Raw genomic sequence first — 17,465 nt, 5'->3', positions numbered from 1 at the left:
CCGCGCCGGTCAGGTGCCGTCGCCGCCGGAGCCGCCGCCACCGACTCCGCCGCTGCCGGCGGTGCCGCCGAGGCCGTACCCGTGCCGGACCGGCTCGTCCGGGTGGCGGCTGACGTGCGCGGACTCGTTGATCTGCGCGGACCAGTCGGCGTCTGCCGCCGCAGCGGCATGCCGGTTGATCGCCTGGCGCAGCCAGCCGTCCACGGTGGCGACCCAGTCCCGCCGGTCGGCGTCCGCGTGCCAGATCCGGAACCGGCTGATGCTCTGGTGGGTGATCCCCGCCAGCGCCAGCCGGCGGTCCATCCAGAAGATCGCCTCCAGGCCCGCCGAGTTGGTCACGAAGATCACCTCCAGCTCGGTGATCGGGCCGGCGTACAGCGGCGCCACCCAGTAGCCCCACCGCTGGTGCAGCGGCAGGGTGTGCGCCACCCCGGGCAACCCGCCCTCCTGGAGCCCGGCCTGGCGGATCGAGAAACCCAGCGTGTCCAGCGCCGCCAGCACGTGCTCCTGAGTGGGGATCGGGTGCACGAAGACCGGCACCATGGCGCCCTGATCCAGGTCCGGGTCGACGGAGACCTCGGTCCGCAGCCCCATCCGCAGGCTCAGCAACGGCACCCCGCCGAAGGTGGTCACCGGGGTCTCCCACGGCAGTGGCAGCGCGAAGTCGACCGCCCGCCGCCGGTTCGCCGGTACGACGAACCGGCCCGCGATGGGCAGCTGAAAGAACTGCACCAGGCGCTTGGCGGCGTACGGGTCGTCCGGCTCGGCCGTGGTGACCAGGCCGAGCCGGATGTGCCGCACCAGCACGTCGTCCGGCCCGGCCGCCAGCGTCACCCGCCCCGGCAGGCGCAGACCCGGACGGGTGCTCGGATTGGGCAGCGTGGTCTGCACCGACAGCCCGGTCCAGCCGGACTCCCGGGACACCCCCGTCAGCCGCACCGCGCGCCCCCTTCCGGGAAGGGACCCTACTGGTCCGCACCAGCCGCGCCTACCCGGTCGCGGTGACCTCACGCCCGCTGCGCCGCCCCGACCGCGCCAGCACGGCCGGGGCCGCGCTTCATCGCAACCGTCGGCCGCGCGGCACGGTGTCCGTCTCGTCGTCGAACTCGCCGATGACCTCCTCCAGCAGGTCCTCCAGCGCGACGAAGCCGATCGGCCGGGCCGGGCCACCGCCGTTGCGTACCAGCGCGAGCTGGGACTGCCGGGCCCGCATCGCGGCCACCGCCTCGGTGACCGAGGACGTCGCGGGCAGCGTGAACGCGGGCGTCATCAGCTCGCCCGCCGTGGCGGCGCGGCCGGTGGTGACCACCCGCACCGCCTCCCGCACGTGCACCAGGCCGCAGACGTCGCCCGCGGCGTCCAGCACCGCCAGCCGCGACCGGCCGCTGTCCCGGCTGACCTGTTCGATCCGCTCGGCCGGGTCGTCCCGGCGAACGGTGACCATGGTCGCGAACGGCTCCATCACCTGCGCCACCGACGTGCCCTGCAACTCCAACATGCTGGTGAGCAGTTGGTGCTGCTCGGCGCCGAGCAGCCCGTGCTCGCGGGACTGCTCCAGCAGGATCCGCAGCTCGTCCGGGCCGTGCACCTGGGCCAGCTGATCCTGCTGGTTGACCCCGACCAGCCGCAGGATCGCGTTGGCCAGCGCGTTGAGGGCGGAGAGCACCGGCCGGGCCACCCGGGCGAAGGCACGGAACGGCAGCGCGAGCAGCGTCGCCGAGCGCTCCGCGTCGGTGATCGCCCACGACTTCGGCGCCATCTCCCCCACCACCAGGTGCAGGAAGGTGACCAGACCGAGAGCGAAGACCAGGGCGACCAGGTGGCTGGCCGCGTCCGGTAGCCCCACCGCGTGCAGCAGCGGACTGAGCAGGTGCTCGATCGCCGGCTCGGCCAGCGCACCGAGCCCCAGCGTGCACAGCGTGATGCCGAGCTGCGCGCCGGCCAGCATCAGCGACAACTCGCGGACGCCGTCGAGCGCGGCCTGAGCCGCCCGGCCACCGCCGGCCGCCGCCTGCTCCAGGCGGTAGCGCTTGCTCGCCACCAGGGCGAACTCGGCGGCCACGAAGAACCCGTTCAGCGCCAGCAGGATCACCGAACTGAACAGCGCGATCCCGGGGCTCATGCGGCCACCCGCCGCTCGCCCGGCTCGGTCAGCTGCAACCGCACCGAGTCGGCCACGTGCCGGTCCACGGCCAGCACCTCGACCAGAGCCCGGGGTTCCGCCTCGCCGTCCTCGGCGTCGGCGCCGTCGGGCAGCAGGCTGATCTCCAGCCGGTCACCGACCTCCGGCACCCGGCCCAGCTCCCGCATCACCAGCCCGGAGAGGGTGTCGTACTCCGGGGCCTCGGGCAGCGCGATGCCGGTGCTGTCGGCGACCTCGTCGATCCGCCAGCGGGCCGGCACCACCCAGGACCCGTCGTCCTGCCGGGCGGGCGCCCGCTCCGGTGGGTCGTCCTCGTCCCGGATCGGGCCGACCAGCTCCTCGGCGATGTCCTCCAGCGTGATCACGCCGGCGAAGCCGCCGTACTCGTCGACCACGCAGGCCATCTGCCGATGCCCGGACCGCAGCCGGTCCAGCACCGTGGGCAGCGGCAACGTCTCCGGCACCAGCAGCGGCGGGCCGGCCACCTCGCTCACCGGGGTGGTGGCCCGCTCCCCCGGCGGTACGCCGAGCACGTCGGCGATGCCGACGACGCCGATGAGGTCGTCGACGCCCTCCGCGCCGCGCACCGGGAAGCGCGAGTGGCCGGTGTCCAGCAGCTCGACCACCCGGCTCACCGGCTCGTGCGCCCGTACGGTGTGCACGTCGACCCGGGGCACCATGGCCTCGCCGGCGGTCAGCTCGCGGAAATCCAGCCCCCGGTCGAGCAGCGTGGACATCTCGGCGTCCAGGCTGCCCTCCTCGCGGGACTCGGCGATGATCTGTTCCAGGTCGGCCGGGGTGGCGCCGCTGGGCAGCTCCTCGATCGGCTCGATGCCGACCCGGCGGAGCAGTCGCACCGACGCCCGGTCGAAGAGCCGGATCACCGGCCCGGCGACGGTGAGGTAGATCAGGGTGGACCGGCTCAGCGCCCGGGCCAGCGGCTCGGCCCGGGCGATGGCCAGGTTCTTCGGGGCCAGCTCACCGAGGACCATCTGGACCACGGTGGCGATGACCAGCGCCAGCGCCACCGACAGCGGCAGACTGACCGCCTCGCTGACGCCGGCGACGCCGAGCAGGTCGGCGAGGCCGCCGCCGAGGTACGGCTCGGCGACGTAACCGACCAGCAGGGCGGTGACGGTGATGCCGAGCTGCGCGCCGGAGAGCATGAAGGAGAGCCGACTGGTGACGGTCAGGGCCCGGGCGGCCGCCGGGTCGCCGTCATCGGCGAGCTGGCGGAGCTTGCCCCGGTCGACGGCGACATAGCCGAACTCCTGCGCCACGAAGTAACCGGTGGCGGCGGTGAGCACGATGATCAGAAGGAGACCGACGACGATCAACACGGGTCGCTCAGGGCTCCCGGGGTCGTCGGGACGGGAATATGCCGGGCACGACCCGGCTGGCTACTGCTGCCCTCCTGGGCAGAAGAGTCGATCATGTCTTCATTTTATCGGCGCTGGCTGGGACTCCGCTGAGGGTGGGCCGAAGGCGCCGATCGTCCGGTTCACGGGGAGGCCGTCCCGGGCCGTCACCCCGGCCCCGCCGGCCCGCCGCCCGGTCCGCGTCCGGCCAACTCGTCCGCGTCGAGCAGGTCCCGGTCCAGCCGGCCGGCCCGGTAGGTGGCCCGAGCGATCATCTGCGCCGCGACCGGCACGGTGGCCAGCTGGAAGACCGCCACCAGCAGGATCATGCCGAGGTCGGCGCGGGACCGCAGCCGCAGCGCGATGCCGAGCAGCAGCAGAAGCACCCCGAGCACCTGCGGTTTGGTGGCCGCGTGCATCCGGGACAGCGCGTCCGGGAAGCGCAGCACGCCGATGCCGGCGGCCAGGCCGAGCAGCGCGCCGGCCACCAGGCAACCGGCACCGACCCAGTCCGCGATCGTGGCGATCACGCCTGCTCCCGGACGGCGAAGCGGACCAGCGACACCGAGCCGATGAAGCCGAGCAGGGAGAGCACCACCAGGACGGGCAGCGTGGTGGCGTGCCGGTTGACCGCCGCCTCGGCGCCCACCGCGCCGACCATGGTGGCGAGCAGCACGTCCGCGGCGATCACCCGGTCCAGCAGCGACGGGCCCCGGTAGAGCCGGGTCAGCGCGAGCAGCGCGGTCACCGAGAGCAGGGCGGTGAGGACGACGGCCAGGAACGTGGTCACGGGAGGGTTCCCTTCTCGACTGGATCGGTCTCGACGCGGCGCAGTTCCGCGGCGGAGCCCACCGCGCGGACGATCCGCCGCTCGATGGCGAGGGTGCGCTCCCGGGCGAGGGTCAGCTCCGCCGGCCCGTGGGTGTCCAGCACGTGCAGGTAGAGGGTGCCGGAGTCCCGGTCCACCTCGAGGATCAGCGTGCCGGGCACCAGTGAGACCGCCTCGGCGGTGAGCGCCAGGTTGAGGTCGGTGGGCACCCGCAGCCGCACCGCGATGATCGCCCCGCGCGGTTGGTAGCCGGGCTGCACCGCGATCCGGGCCACGTGCAGGCTCGCGCTGACCAGTTCGGCGCCGAACCGGACCGCGAACACCAGCAGGGCGCGGGGGCGCAGCCGGCCGGCGAAGGTGACCGCCGGGAGCGGGAAGAACAACAGCACCACGCCGCCCACCAGCAGGCCGCCGGCCAGGTTCGCCCAGTTGATCTCGCCCCAGAGCAGGTTCCAGACCACCACCAGCCAGCCGAGCGCCAGTGCCTGGTCCCGCCAGCGTCCGAGCCGGCTCCGTGGCTCGGCCGGCCCGTCGGCGCCGCCCGGGGCTGCCCCGCGCGGGCCGGTCACGGTGCACCAGCCGGCAGCACGGCCCGCACGTACGGGGTGCGCGAGCGCAGGTCGGCGGCGGCGTCGGCGGTGACGTCGAAGAGCGGGCCGGCCAGCACGGTCAGCGCCAGCCCGAACGCGACGAGAGCCACGGTCGCACCGACCATCAGCGCGGGCAGCCGGACGGCGGACTCGGCGTCGGCCAGCCGGGGGGACCGCCAGAAGGCGATGTTCCAGACCCGGGAGGCGACGTAGAGGGTGAGCAGGCTGGTCAGCGCGCCGGCCGCGACGAGCACTCCGGGCAGCGGCCCGCCGGCCGCCACCCCGGCCTGGAGCAGACCGAGCTTGCCGAGGAAGCCGGAGAACGGTGGCACGCCGGCGAGGTTCATCGCCGGGACGAAGAACAGCACCCCGAGCAGCGGCGCCATCCGGGCCAGCCCGCCGAGGCGGCGCAGGTCGGTGCTGCCGGCCCGTATCTCGACCAGTCCGGCGACCAGGAACAGGGTGGTCTGGATGGTGATGTGGTGCACCACGTAGAAGATCGCGCCGGAGAGCCCGGCCACGGTGCTCAACGCCACCCCGAAGATCATGTAGCCGATGTGGCTGACCAGGGTGAACGAGAAGAGCCGCTTCATGTCCGACTGGGCCACCGCGCCGAGGATGCCGATCACCATGGTCAGCCCGGCGACGACCATGAGCAGCGTGTCGGTCTGGCCGCCCGGAAAGAGCAGCGTCTGGGTGCGGATGATCGCGTAGACGCCCACCTTGGTGAGCAGCCCCGCGAAGACCGCGGTGACCGGCGCCGGCGCGGTGGGGTAGCTGTCCGGCAGCCAGGCCGAGAGCGGAAAGACCGCCGCCTTGATCGCGAACGCGAGCAGCAGCGTCACCTCCAGGGTCAGCCGGACGCCGGCGGGCAGGTCGTCGAGGCGCTGGGCGAGCTGGGCCAGGTTGAGGGTGCCGGTGGCCGCGTACACCAGCCCCACCCCGGCCAGGAAGATCATCGAGGAGAGGATGCTGACCACGACGTACGTCGACCCGGTGCGGATGCGGACCTCGGTGCCGCCCAGGGTGATCAGCACGAAGCTGGCGGCCAGCAGGATCTCGAATCCGACGAAGAGGTTGAACAGGTCGCCGGCGAGAAACGCGTTGGTGACACCAGCGGTGAGCACCAGGTACGTCGGGTGGAAGATCGCCACCGGCGCGGTCTCACCGGTCTCGCTGCGGCCCTGGCCGATCGAGTACAACAGCACGCAGAGGGTGACCGCCGAGGACACCACCAGCATCAGTGCGGCCAGCTGGTCGGCGACCAGGACGATGCCGACCGGCGCGGGCCAGCCGCCGATCGCCAGAACCACCGGCCCGTGCCGGTACGCCTGCACCAGCAGCACCAGCGCCACGGTGAGGGTGCCGCTCAGGCAGAGCACGCTGACCCCGCGTTGGAGACGGGGCCGGGCCGCCAGCAGCAGCGTCAGCGCCGCTCCGAGCAGCGGCACCACCACCGGCAGCGGCAGCAGCCGGCTCATCGCGTCCCCCGCGGCGGCCCGGTCATCACGCCTCGTCCCCGCGCCGCAGCCGCCGCCGGGCGGGCTCGGGATCGACCTGCTCCGGGTCCTCGTCCGGGCCCTCCCCGCCGAGGTCGGCGGTGGCCACCTCGTTGCGCTCGGCCCGGCGGATGATCTGCCGGTCCTCCAGGTCGTCGGGCACCTCGTCGTCGCCGGTGAGGTACCAGCTGCGGTACGCCACGGCGAGCAGGAACGCGGTCAGCCCGAAGGTGATCACGATGGCGGTCAGCACCATGGCCTGCGGCAGCGGGTCGCTCATCCGGTCCACCGCGACGGTGCCCACGACCGGCGCCGCGCCGGACCGACCACCGAGCAGGATCAGCAGGTTGACCCCGTTGCCGAGCAGGATCACGCCGAGCAGGATCCGGGTCAGGCTGCGCTCCAGCAGCAGGATCGCCCCGCAGCCGACCAGCACCCCGACGGCGAGCACCAACACCAGCGCGGGCCCCGTGCCGTTGGCCGTCATGGCCGGTCCCCCTTGTCGACGGTGAGCCCTCCGCTGGCCGTTCCGGCCGCCTCGATGTGCCGGTCCACCTCGGCCCCGAGGCTGCGCAGGATGTCCAGCACCAGCCCGATCACGACCAGGTACACGCCGATGTCGAAGAAGAGCGAGGTGACCAGGTGGACATCGCCGACCAGCGGTAGGGATCCGTCGAGCTTGGCGCTCTCCAACACCGATCCACCGGCCAGCAGCGCCACCACGCCGGTGCCCACCGACACGGCCAGACCGGTGCCGAGGATCGTGCCGGCGCCGACCGGTGCGGCCTCGGCCAGCTCGTACCGGCCGCCGGCCAGGTAGCGGACGACCAGGGCGAGGCCCGCCACCAGCCCGCCGGTGAAGCCGCCGCCCGGCGCGTTGTGCCCGGAGAAGAGCAGGAAGAGGGAGAACAGCACCACGGTGTGGAAGATCAGCCGGATGACCACCTCCAGCACGATGGAGCGGCGCTCCTCGTACAGCGTGGGCCCGCCGCGCAGCCACACCGACCGGTCGGTCTGGCTCGCCCGCCCGGCCGGCTCGGGCCTGTGCGGCCGGGGCCCGGTGCGGGATCGCTCGAAGATCAGGCTCGCGACCCCGGTCGCGGCCACCACCAGCACGGCCAGCTCGCCCATGGTGTCCCAGGCGCGGATGTCGACCAGGGTCACGTTGACCACGTTGCGGCCGTACCCCTGGGCCACCGCCAGGTCCGGGAAGGCGGCGGAGATGTCCGGCGCCCGGCGGGCGCTGGCGGCGACGAGGGCCAGGCCGGCGGCCACCACCCCCGCCGTCACCCCGATCGCGCGGCGGGCCCACCGGCTGCGGCGCAGCGGACGGGCCGAGAACCGGTCCGGCAGGCGGCGCAGCACCAGGGCGAAGACCGCGATGGTCGCGGTCTCCACCAGGAACTGGGTGAGGGCGAGGTCCGGGGCGCCGTGCAGGACGAACAGCATGGCGCTGCCGTAGCCGGTCATCCCGACCAGCAGCATCGCGGTCAGCCTGCGGCGGGCGCCGACCGCCAGCACGGCGGCCACCCCGATCACCAGCACCACGACCGGTTGCAGCGGGCTGTCCCAGAGTGGAATCCGGGCCCGCCACGGGCCGACGGCGAGCATCGCCGCGCCGGGCAGCAGCACCAGGGCGACCAGGATGATGCCGAGGTACTGCGGCAGGGAACCGCGCTGGGTCGCCCCGGTGACCTCGACCGCCAGCCGATCGAACCGGCCCACGATCCACTCGTAGCCCTGGTTGCCGCTGACCGGCGAGCGGAGCCGGGCCAGCATCGGCGCGAGCGGTCCGCGCAGCGCGAAGAGCAGGCCGCCGGCGGCGAGCACCAGCCCGGACAGGCCGAGCGCCGGGGTCGGTCCGGACCAGAGCGCAAGGTGCGCGTGGACGCCCCCGAACAGCTCGGCGTACGGGCGCAGCAGGTCGTCCAGCACGGTGGCGGCCGGGCCTGCGAGCAGCCCGAGGCCGGCCAGCAGCGCCGGTGGCGCCAGCAGCGACCCGGCGATCGGGCCCGGCTCGACCGGTGCCACGCCCGGCCGGTCGGCGAACGCGCCCCAGACGAAGCGGGCGCTGTACGCGACGGTGAGCACGGTCCCGGCGACCAGCCCGGCGAGGAGCACCGGCCGGTCGCTGAACGCCGCGAACACCGCCTCCTTGGCCACGAAGCCGACCAACGGCGGCACGCCGGCCATCGACGCCGCGGCCAGCACCGCGACCACGAACAGCGGTCGGGACCAGCGCCGCAGCCCGGACAGCTCGCGCAGGTCGCGGGTGCCGGCGCCGTGGTCGATGATGCCGACGACCAGGAACAGCGCCGCCTTGAACAGGGCGTGCGCCAGCAGCATCGCCGTGCCGGCCAGCGCGGCGTCCGGGGTACCGGACCCGGTCACCGCGACCAGCAGGCCGAGTTGGCTGACCGTCCCGTACGCCAGCAACATCTTCAGGTCGGTCTGCCGCAGCGCCGCCCAGCCGCCGACCAGCAGGGTGGCCAGGCCGGCGATCTGCACGACGGGCCGCCAGGGGCCGACCACGGCCAGCACCGGCGCGAGCAGCCCGACCAGGTAGACGCCGGCCTTGACCATCGCGGCCGCGTGCAGGTACGCGCTGACCGGGGTGGGCGCCGCCATCGCGACCGGCAGCCAGGAGCTGAACGGCAGCACCGCCGACTTGGACAGCGCACCCGCCAGGATCAGCAGCACCGCGGTGGCCAGGTACCCGCCGCCGGGCAGCGGCTGAGCCACGACCTCCGACCAGCGGTAGCTGTCGGCGTGCTCGCCCAGCAGGATGAACCCGACCAGCATGGCCAGCCCGCCCAGCGTGGTGACCGTCAGCGCCTGCGCGGCGGCCCACCGGCTGGACCGCCGTTCGGTGCTGTGCCCGATCAGCAGGTACGAGAAGATCGTGGTCAGCTCCCAGCCGACGTAGAGCAGCAGCAGGTCGTCGGCGAGGACCAGGAGGAGCATCGCGCCGGCGAAGGCCACCAGGACGGCGGCGTACTGCGCCAGCCCGATCGAGCCGGCGGCGAAGTACCGGGCGCTGTAGATCAGCACCAGCGCGCCGACGCCGCCGATCAGCAGGGTCATCAGCCACGACAGTGTGGTGAGCCGCAGCGCGATGTCGAGGCCCAGTTGCCGGATCCACGGGTACGTCTCGACCACCGCCCCGCCGCGGCCGACGGCCGGGGTGCGGGCCAGCGCCCAGCCGAACGCGGCGGCCGGCGCCAGCGCCAGCGGGTAACACGCGCGCGGACCCCACCACCGGACGAGGAGCGGCGCGGTGAGGGCCGCCACGAGATGGAGGATGAGCAGTACCAGCACCCGCGCTCCCGGTCGAGGTGGCCGACGCCGCCGTCCAGCGGTGGCGCCCACCAGCGATCAGACGCCAGTTAGTCGCCTGTCGGGCGGTTTTGCCGGAATTCGTGCGCGCTGCGGTGAGGGGTGCACGGCCGGCGGGCGGGTGCGGCCGGTGTCAGCGCAGCAGGGCGTCCCCGACGGGTAGCGCGTCGTCGGCGGCGGGGCGGTCGCGGCGCAGCTCGGCCAGCAGGTCGACGCGGCCGAGCTGGCGGGCGACCTTGCCGACCACCCGCTCCGCGGCGGCCAGCGACCGCACCGAGAGCAGCCGGCCACGGCTCTCCCGACGGAGGACGAAGTAGTGGACGGCGACGCGGACCTGGCCACGGTCGGCGGCGCTGGCCTGTGCGGTGGAGACGACCAGCTCCCGTAGGCAGCGGGCGAGGCGTTCGGCGAGCTCCAGCTCGGGCCCGTGCAGGCCGCCCCGGAGTGCGGCGAGGTGGCTGTCGACCTTGCGGATCAACACGTCGGTGCCGGGTTCGACATTCCGCTGCTCGCCGGCCATCCGACCCCTCCACCCCGGTTCGCGTTGCGAGTGAAGTTACTTTATGTTGCTCTGCACAAGCAAGCAGTTAAGTGAGACTTAACGTATTAAGCACGCATCCCGTGCTTATGGCTTTGACTCGGACACGTTCCACCGCCGGCCGCTCGTGGTTGTCGTACCGGCGGGGCACGATGGAGCGGTGACCGGCGCAGACGCAGACACGGCCGGTGCGCTGGCCGGGTTCGGCCCGGCCACCCGTGCCTGGTTCGACGCCGCCTTCGCCGCCCCCACCGCGGCCCAGGCGGGCGCCTGGCGATCGGTCGCCGCCGGTCGCAACGCGCTCGTGGTGGCGCCCACCGGCTCCGGCAAGACGCTCGCGGCATTCCTCTGGTCTCTCGACCGGCTGGCCCGCGAGCCCGCCCCGGCCGAGGCTCGGCAGCGCTGCCGTGTGCTCTACGTCAGCCCGCTCAAGGCACTCGCCGTCGACGTCGAGCGCAACCTGCGCGCCCCGCTGGCCGGCATCCGGCAGGCGGCGACCCGGCTCGGCGTCGCCCCGCCGGACATCACCGTCGGCATGCGCACCGGCGACACCCCGGCCGACGAGCGGCGGGCCTTCGCCCGCACCCCACCGGACATCCTCATCACCACGCCCGAGTCGCTGTTCCTGCTGCTCACCTCCGCCGCTCGCGATTCGCTGCGCGGCATCCAGACGGTGATCGTCGACGAGGTGCACGCGGTCGCCGGCAGCAAGCGCGGCGCCCACCTCGCTCTCTCGCTGGAGCGCCTCGACGAGCTGCTGCCCGCCCCGGCGCAGCGGATCGGCCTCTCCGCCACCGTCCGGCCGATCGACGCCTGCGCCCGGTTCCTCGGCGGCGCCCGGCCGGTCGACGTCGTGCAGCCGGCCACCCCGAAGACCATCGAGGTCAGCGTGCAGGTCCCGGTGGAGGACATGACCCGCCTCGACGAGCAGGAGCAGCCACCGGAGGACGACCTCGGCGGCCCCGGGCCGCGCCGCGCCTCGATCTGGCCCGCCGTGGAGGAGCGCGTCTTCTCGCTGATCGGCGAGCACCGCTCGACCATCGTCTTCACCAACTCCCGGCGCAGCGCCGAGCGGCTCTGTGCGCGCCTCAACGAGCTGGCCGCCGAGGAGACGGTGGCGGACGGCCCGGCCGGGCCGATCGGCAACCGGCCACCGGCGGAGGTGATGGCGCAGTCGGGCGCGGCCACCGGCGCGGCACCGGTGATCGCCCGCGCGCACCACGGCAGCGTCTCCCGCGAGGAGCGCAAGCACATCGAGGAGGCGCTCAAGTCCGGCCAGCTCCCCGCGGTGGTGGCCACCTCCAGCCTCGAGCTGGGCATCGACATGGGCGCGGTCGACCTGGTGGTGCAGATCGAGGCGCCGCCGAGCGTGGCCGCCGGCCTGCAACGGGTCGGCCGGGCCGGGCACCAGGTGGGCGCGGTCTCCCGGGGCGTCGTCTTCCCGAAGCACCGGGGCGACCTGCTCTCCTGTGCCGTGGTCGCCGAGCGGATGACCGACGGCGCGATCGAGGAGCTGCACTACCCGCGCAACCCGCTGGACGTGCTGGCCCAGCAGATCGTCGCGATGGTGGCGCTGGAGCCGTGGCGGGTCGGTGATCTGGCCGTGCTGGTCCGCCGGGCCGCGCCCTTCGCCGAGCTGCCCGACTCCGCGCTGCACGCCGTACTGGACATGCTCTCCGGCCGCTACCCGTCCACCGCCTTCGCCGAGCTGCGCCCCCGGCTCGTCTGGGACCGGTCCACCGACGTGCTCACCGGCCGCCCCGGCGCGCAGCGGCTTGCCGTGACCAGCGGTGGCACCATCCCCGACCGGGGCCTGTTCGGCGTCTTCCTCGCCGGCGCCGAGCGCGCCGCCCGGGTCGGCGAGCTGGACGAGGAGATGGTCTACGAGTCGCGGGTCGGCGACGTCTTCCTGCTCGGCTCCTCCTCCTGGCGGATCGAGGAGATCACCCCCGACCGGGTGCTGGTCTCGCCAGCCCCGGGGCAGGCGGCCCGGATGCCGTTCTGGAAGGGCGACCAGCTGGGCCGGCCGGTGGAGCTGGGCCGGGCCATCGGCGCTCGCGTACGCACCCTGCTGCGGCAGAGCGACGAGGCGGCGCTGGCCACGCTGCGCACCGGCGGGCTGGACGACTGGGCCGCGGCCAACCTGATGGCGTACCTGCGCGAGCAGCGGGAGGCGACCCGCTCACTGCCGGACGACCGCACGATCGTGGTCGAGCGGTTCCGCGACGAGCTGGGCGACTGGCGGCTGGCCGTGCACAGCGTCCTCGGCGCCCGGGTCAACGGGCCGTGGGCGCTCGCGGTGGGCCGCCGGCTCGCCGAGCGGTACGGGGTGGACGCCCAGGTGATGCCCTCCGACGACGGCATCGTGGTGCGCCTGCCGGACACGGCCGACGAACCACCCGGCGCCGACGTGGTGATCTTCGAGCCCGACGAGATCGCCCAGCTGGTGGAGGAGTCGGTCGGCACGTCCGCGCTCTTCGCCGCCCGGTTCCGGGAGTGCGCCGCCCGGTCACTGCTGCTGCCCCGGCGCGACCCGCGCCGCCGCCAGCCGCTCTGGCAGCAGCGGCAGCGTGCCGCGCAGCTGCTCGACGTGGCCCGCGAGTACGCCGACTTCCCGGTCACCCTCGAGGCCGCCCGGGAGTGCCTCCAGGACGTCTTCGACCAGCCGGCGCTGGCCGGGCTGATGCGTGACCTGGCCGCCCGCAAGGTGCGGCTGGTCGAGGTGGAGACCACCCAGCCGTCCCCGTTCGCCCGGTCACTGCTCTTCGGCTACGTCGGGGCGTTCCTCTACGAGGGCGACGCGCCGCTCGCCGAACGGCGCGCCGCCGCGCTCGCCCTGGACTCCACGCTGCTGGGTGAGCTGCTCGGCCGGGTCGACCTGCGCGAGCTGCTCGACCCGACGGTGCTCGCCGAGACCGAGCGGCAGCTGCGCTGGCTGACCGAGCAGCGCCGCCCGCGCGACGCCGAGGACGTGGTCGAGCTGCTGCGGGTGCTCGGCGACCTGAGCGACGCCGAGCTGACCGAGCGGGGCGTACCGGAGAGCTGGCTGACCGAGCTGGAGGCCACCCGCCGGGTGCTGCGGGTCCGGATCGCCGGTGAGCAGCGCTGGGTCGGCGTCGAGGACGCCGCCCGGCTGCGCGACGCGCTCGGCGTGGCCCTGCCGGTCGGGGTGGCCGAGGCGTACCTCGCCCCGGTGGCCGATCCGCTCGGCGACCTGGTGGCCCGCTACGCGCGCACCCACGGGCCGTTCGCCGCGGCGAGTTGCGCGGCCCGCTTCGGGCTCGGTGTGTTCGTGGTCGAGCAGGCGCTGCGCCGGCTCGGCGCCACCGGTCGGGTGGTGTCCGGGGAGTTCACCCCGGATTCCGCCGGTGCCCAGTGGTGCGACGCCGAGGTGCTGCGGCTGCTGCGCCGCCGCTCCCTCGCGGCGCTGCGCCGGGAGATCGAGCCGGTGCCGCCCCGGGCGCTGGCCACGTTCCTGCCCCGCTGGCAGCAGGTCGGCTCGTCCGCCCGAGGGGTGGAGGCGCTGGCCGCCACGGTGGAGCAGTTGCAGGGCGCGGCGGTGCCGGCGTCCGCGCTGGAGCGGCTGGTGCTGCCCGGCCGGGTCGCCGACTACTCCCCCGCCCAGCTCGACGAGCTGTGCGCCAGCGGGGAGGTGGTCTGGGCCGGGTCGGGGGCGATCTCCGGCGGCGACGGCTGGGTCACACTGGCGTACGCGGACACCGCGCCGCTGCTGCTTCCCCCGCCCGACGAGGCGTTGACCCGGACGCCGCTGCACGAGGCGGTGCTCGACGCGCTCGGCGACGGGCAGGCGCTGTTCTTCCGGCCGCTGGCCGACCGGGTCGGCTCGACCGACGACGCCGCGCTGACCGCGGTGATCTGGGACCTGGTCTGGGCCGGTCACCTCACCAACGACACCCTGGCCCCGCTGCGCGCGGTGCTCGGTGCCGGCGGCGCGCACCGCTCCCGGCCGTCCGCGCCGCGCACCCGCTACCGGCGGCCCGGCAGGGTGGCGCTGCCCACCCGGGGCGGCCCGCCGACCGTAGCCGGCCGCTGGTCGCGGCTTCCGGAGCGGGACCTGGACCCCACCCGCCGCGCTGCCGCTCTCGCCGACGTGCTGCTGGAGCGGCACGGGGTGGTCACCCGGGGCGCGGTCATGGCCGAGCAGGTCGTTGGCGGGTTCGCGGCGGTCTACCCGGTGCTGTCGGCGCTGGAGGAGCGCGGCGCGGCCCGCCGGGGCTACTTCGTGGAGGGGCTGGGCGCGGCGCAGTTCGCGGTGCCCGGCGCGGTGGACCGGCTGCGTGCGCTGGCCGAGCCGGCCGACGGTGCCCGGGCCCGGGGCGGGCCGGCGACGGTGCTCGCCGCCACCGACCCGGCCAACCCGTACGGCGCGGCGCTGCCCTGGCCGGACAGGGCGATCGACTCCGGGGACGGGGCCGCCCCGGCCACCGGGCACCGGGCCGGCCGCAAGGCGGGCGCCCTGGTGGTACAGGTCGCCGGCGACCTCGTGCTCTACGTGGAACGCGGCGGCCGCACGCTGCTCTCCTTCACCGACGACGGCGACACGCTCGCCGCGGCCGGCAAGGCGCTCGCCGACGCCGTCCACTCCGGAGCGTTGGGCGCGATGTCGGTGGAGCGGGCCGACGGCGAGGCGGTGCAGTCCTCGCCGCTGCGTGACGCGCTGACCGCCGCGGGCTTCCGGACCACCCCGCGCGGCCTGCGCCTGCGCGGCTGACCCGCCCCACCTGCCGGACGGCCAACGCCCGGCAGGTCGCACCCTTCTCCGCGCCATACCTGTGCGTCATATCCATGACTCACAGGTATGACCCGCAACAGACAGACAGCTCCCCGGCGCCACGGGCTCGGTGTTCAGCGGAGGTCGGCGAGGACCTTCTCGTAGCGGACGCGGTCGGCAGCCGGGGTCTTCGCCTCCAGGTAGTTGAGCACCACCGCGCCACGCCGGTACGACTGGCCGCCCCAGGTCTCCGCGATGTCACCGGCGCTGGTCTCGTCGGGGAACACGTACACCGTGACGGCGTCGGTGGCGATCAGCTCGGAGCAGCCCAGGCCGAGCCCGTCCGGTCCACAGTCGACAGACCGGTCCTTCGGATGCGGCACCTTCAGGCCGGCGGCCTTGAACGCGTCGACCACCTGCTTCGCGCCGGGCGCCCCGGCCGGCCTCTTGGGCAGCACCACCGGCGGCGGGCTGGCTGGCCGGCGCTCGGTGGGCCCCTGCGCGGCCGCGGGCGGAGCCGGCGGAGAGGCGGCCCCGCTGGCGCTGGACGGGCCTGCCGAGGGCGTCGGCGCGCTCGGCAGACCGGTGGCCGTCGGGGCCGGGAGGGACGAGGCCGCGTCCGGCTGAGCGGCGTCGTCACTGCCGCAGCCGGCGGTGAGGGCGACGGCGACCATGAGTACGCCGAGGGCGGGCAGGCTGCGATGTGTCACCAGGGCAGTCTGCCCAACGGCGACCGGGGGCGGGAGTGGCCGGTCGGCCAGTGCGATGTCCCATATCCGCCACCGGCCGGTCGACCGTGTGTCGAGGGATGGACCTGCTAGGGGTGGTCCCGGGCGACCTCCTGCGGGTCGCGGGCTGATATTCGACTGTGGAATGCTTCCCCGGTGGGTGAACACGTAGTTCCCGTGGCCTGTCCCTGCTGCGCCTCCCGGACCGGCGGCGGGACCTGCCCGGTCTGCTTCTGGACCGACGATGGTCAGTCCGACGTCGACGCCGACGCGGTCCGGGGTGGCCTCAACGGCGACCTGAGCCTCTCGCACGCCCGACTCAACTACGCGGTCTACGGGGCCAGCCACCCTCGCTACCAGGACATGGTGCGCCCGGCCCGCCCCGACGAGCGCCCTGACGGCGCCCGCCGGGGTTGAGCTCGGGTCAGCAGACCGGCACGGAGCCGCCGTACACCGCGGAGATGTACGCGTGGCTGACGTACTGCCCGGTGGCCAGGCGGTTCCAGCGGGTGGTGGTGCGGTACGGGCCGGCCACCGACTGGCCGGTCACGTAACACTGGATCGGCACGTTGGCGAACCGGGCGGCGAGGCCACGGGCCGGGTACGACGTGCTGGGCCCGGTACGGATGTTGAGCGGTCCGTCGCCGACCACCCCGCGCGGCCCGCCACCGGTCCACAGGTAGGCCACGTCCACCCAGGCGTTGGTGGTCAGTTGCAGGCCGTCCCAGAAGGTGCCGTCGGCCAGGTCGATGCCGGCCGGGTTGAGCACCGTACGCCCGAACTGGTCCCGCCCACCGTTGTAGCCGGACTGGTACGCGGCCTGCGCCTCGGGTCGCCCCTGCGGCAGGTTCTTCCAGTTCTCCCGCACGGCGGACGGGTTCCAGTAGTCGTCGCGGGTGTTCCACGGCCCGACGTCCCAGACCGGGGCGTACTCGCAGCGGGAGCCGGTGGTGGTGCAGACCCGCACGGTGTAGTCGCCGCTGTTGAGCGGGGCCAGCCCCCGGCGCGACGGCAGCGCGGCGAAGTGGTCCCGCGGCTGCACCGTACGGCCGTTGGCGGTGACCTCGCCGACCAGCCCGATCCGGGTGGCGTACACCCGGTAGGTGAGGCCGGGCGTGGCGGCGGAGACGGCGGCGGTCGCGTCGGCGGCGAGTTGGACGCCGCGTACCGTCGCGGTGGCCCCACCGGCCGGCGCGGTGAGCACCACCCGGGTCTGCACCCGGCTGACCGGCCGGTCGAAGACGGCACCGGCGGTGGCGGCCCGCCATTCGGTCCAACCGCTGGCCCGCCAGCCGCGGACCTGCGCCTCCACCGTGGCACCGGAGGGGACGTCGGCGGTGATCTCGGCGCGGACCCGGGTGGCGGGTCGGATCAGGGTGCGCGGAGCGGTCAGCAGCATCCCCTCGGCGACCGCGCTGTGCGGGCTGCGCGGGCTGTGCCCGGCGGCCCGGGCCTCGCGCAGGCGGAGCCCGGCGGCGCTGCGCCGGACGTTGACGTCGTCCCGGTCGACGACGGACAGGTCGGCGTTCCACCGTTCGCCGCCCGCACCGGCGGCGGTGAGGGTCAACGTGTGGCCGGCGGCGGGGGTGGTCGGGACGGGGCTGGTGGCCGGCACGAGCGCGGCGGTGAGCGCGAGGACCAGGGTGGAAGCGAGGACGACGGAGCGAGTACGACAACGAGGTCGTGACATGGGCATTCTCCTCAGAACTTAC

General features: G+C 74.5%; 14 protein-coding genes. 2 read left to right on the top strand and 12 right to left on the bottom strand.

Going from position 1 to position 17,465, the window contains the following annotated elements; all coding sequences use genetic code 11:
• Positions 1-9: 9 nt before the first annotated feature.
• The 10 genes from AB0K07_RS06665 to AB0K07_RS06620 all read right to left on the bottom strand — a co-directional run bounded on the left by AB0K07_RS06665 (position 10) and on the right by AB0K07_RS06620 (position 10,275).
• Positions 10-939 (bottom strand): sporulation protein, encoded by a 930-nt coding sequence (locus AB0K07_RS06665; protein ID WP_363751565.1) that lies wholly within the window; start codon positions 937-939, stop codon positions 10-12.
• Positions 940-1,057: 118 nt separating this feature from the next.
• Positions 1,058-2,122, bottom strand: coding sequence for a hemolysin family protein (locus AB0K07_RS06660; RefSeq protein ID WP_363751563.1), 1,065 nt, complete (start codon positions 2,120-2,122; stop codon positions 1,058-1,060).
• Positions 2,119-3,483, bottom strand: coding sequence for a hemolysin family protein (locus tag AB0K07_RS06655; protein ID WP_363751561.1), 1,365 nt, complete (start codon positions 3,481-3,483; stop codon positions 2,119-2,121). Before AB0K07_RS06655 ends, AB0K07_RS06660 begins: the two co-directional genes overlap by 4 nt.
• Before the next feature lie 185 nt (positions 3,484-3,668).
• Positions 3,669-4,028, bottom strand: coding sequence for a monovalent cation/H(+) antiporter subunit G (gene mnhG / locus AB0K07_RS06650; protein ID WP_363752733.1), 360 nt, complete (start codon positions 4,026-4,028; stop codon positions 3,669-3,671).
• On the bottom strand, positions 4,028-4,291 hold the full coding sequence (locus AB0K07_RS06645; protein ID WP_363751560.1) for a monovalent cation/H+ antiporter complex subunit F: 264 nt from the start codon (positions 4,289-4,291) through the stop codon (positions 4,028-4,030). Before AB0K07_RS06645 ends, mnhG begins: the two co-directional genes overlap by 1 nt.
• On the bottom strand, positions 4,288-4,899 hold the full coding sequence (locus tag AB0K07_RS06640) for a Na+/H+ antiporter subunit E (protein ID WP_363751559.1): 612 nt from the start codon (positions 4,897-4,899) through the stop codon (positions 4,288-4,290). Before AB0K07_RS06640 ends, AB0K07_RS06645 begins: the two co-directional genes overlap by 4 nt.
• Entirely contained in the window at positions 4,896-6,401 is a 1,506-nt protein-coding gene (locus tag AB0K07_RS06635; RefSeq protein ID WP_363751558.1) for a Na+/H+ antiporter subunit D, read from the bottom strand. The genes AB0K07_RS06640 and AB0K07_RS06635 overlap by 4 nt, the downstream gene beginning before the upstream one ends.
• Before the next feature lie 25 nt (positions 6,402-6,426).
• Complete coding sequence (locus AB0K07_RS06630; RefSeq protein WP_363751557.1) at positions 6,427-6,906, bottom strand: Na(+)/H(+) antiporter subunit C; 480 nt, start codon at positions 6,904-6,906, stop codon at positions 6,427-6,429.
• Positions 6,903-9,737 carry a Na+/H+ antiporter subunit A gene (locus AB0K07_RS06625; RefSeq protein WP_363751556.1) on the bottom strand — a complete coding sequence of 945 codons (2,835 nt, stop codon included), beginning with the start codon at positions 9,735-9,737 and terminating at the stop codon, positions 6,903-6,905. Before AB0K07_RS06625 ends, AB0K07_RS06630 begins: the two co-directional genes overlap by 4 nt.
• Before the next feature lie 151 nt (positions 9,738-9,888).
• Positions 9,889-10,275, bottom strand: coding sequence for a hypothetical protein (locus tag AB0K07_RS06620; RefSeq protein WP_363751555.1), 387 nt, complete (start codon positions 10,273-10,275; stop codon positions 9,889-9,891).
• A 178-nt stretch (positions 10,276-10,453) separates the two neighbouring features.
• Here AB0K07_RS06620 and AB0K07_RS06615 point away from each other — a divergent pair, with 178 nt between their 5' ends.
• Positions 10,454-15,025 (top strand): ATP-dependent helicase, encoded by a 4,572-nt coding sequence (locus AB0K07_RS06615; protein ID WP_363751553.1) that lies wholly within the window; start codon positions 10,454-10,456, stop codon positions 15,023-15,025.
• Positions 15,026-15,159: 134 nt separating this feature from the next.
• Here the strand turns inward: AB0K07_RS06615 and AB0K07_RS06610 are convergent, their stop codons facing one another.
• Complete coding sequence (locus AB0K07_RS06610) at positions 15,160-15,735, bottom strand: hypothetical protein (RefSeq protein WP_363751552.1); 576 nt, start codon at positions 15,733-15,735, stop codon at positions 15,160-15,162.
• Positions 15,736-15,909: 174 nt separating this feature from the next.
• Here AB0K07_RS06610 and AB0K07_RS06605 point away from each other — a divergent pair, with 174 nt between their 5' ends.
• On the top strand, positions 15,910-16,170 hold the full coding sequence (locus AB0K07_RS06605; protein WP_363751551.1) for a CPCC family cysteine-rich protein: 261 nt from the start codon (positions 15,910-15,912) through the stop codon (positions 16,168-16,170).
• A gap of 7 nt (positions 16,171-16,177) precedes the next feature.
• Here AB0K07_RS06605 and AB0K07_RS06600 read toward each other — a convergent pair whose 3' ends face one another.
• Complete coding sequence (locus AB0K07_RS06600; RefSeq protein ID WP_363751550.1) at positions 16,178-17,443, bottom strand: hypothetical protein; 1,266 nt, start codon at positions 17,441-17,443, stop codon at positions 16,178-16,180.
• Positions 17,444-17,465 lie beyond the last annotated feature (22 nt).

It is taken from the genome of Micromonospora sp. NPDC049301, from assembly GCF_040678715.1.
Lineage (GTDB): Bacteria > Actinomycetota > Actinomycetes > Mycobacteriales > Micromonosporaceae > Micromonospora.
Note: the sequence above shows the minus strand (reverse complement) of the source record. Positions and strands in the feature narration are given on the sequence as shown.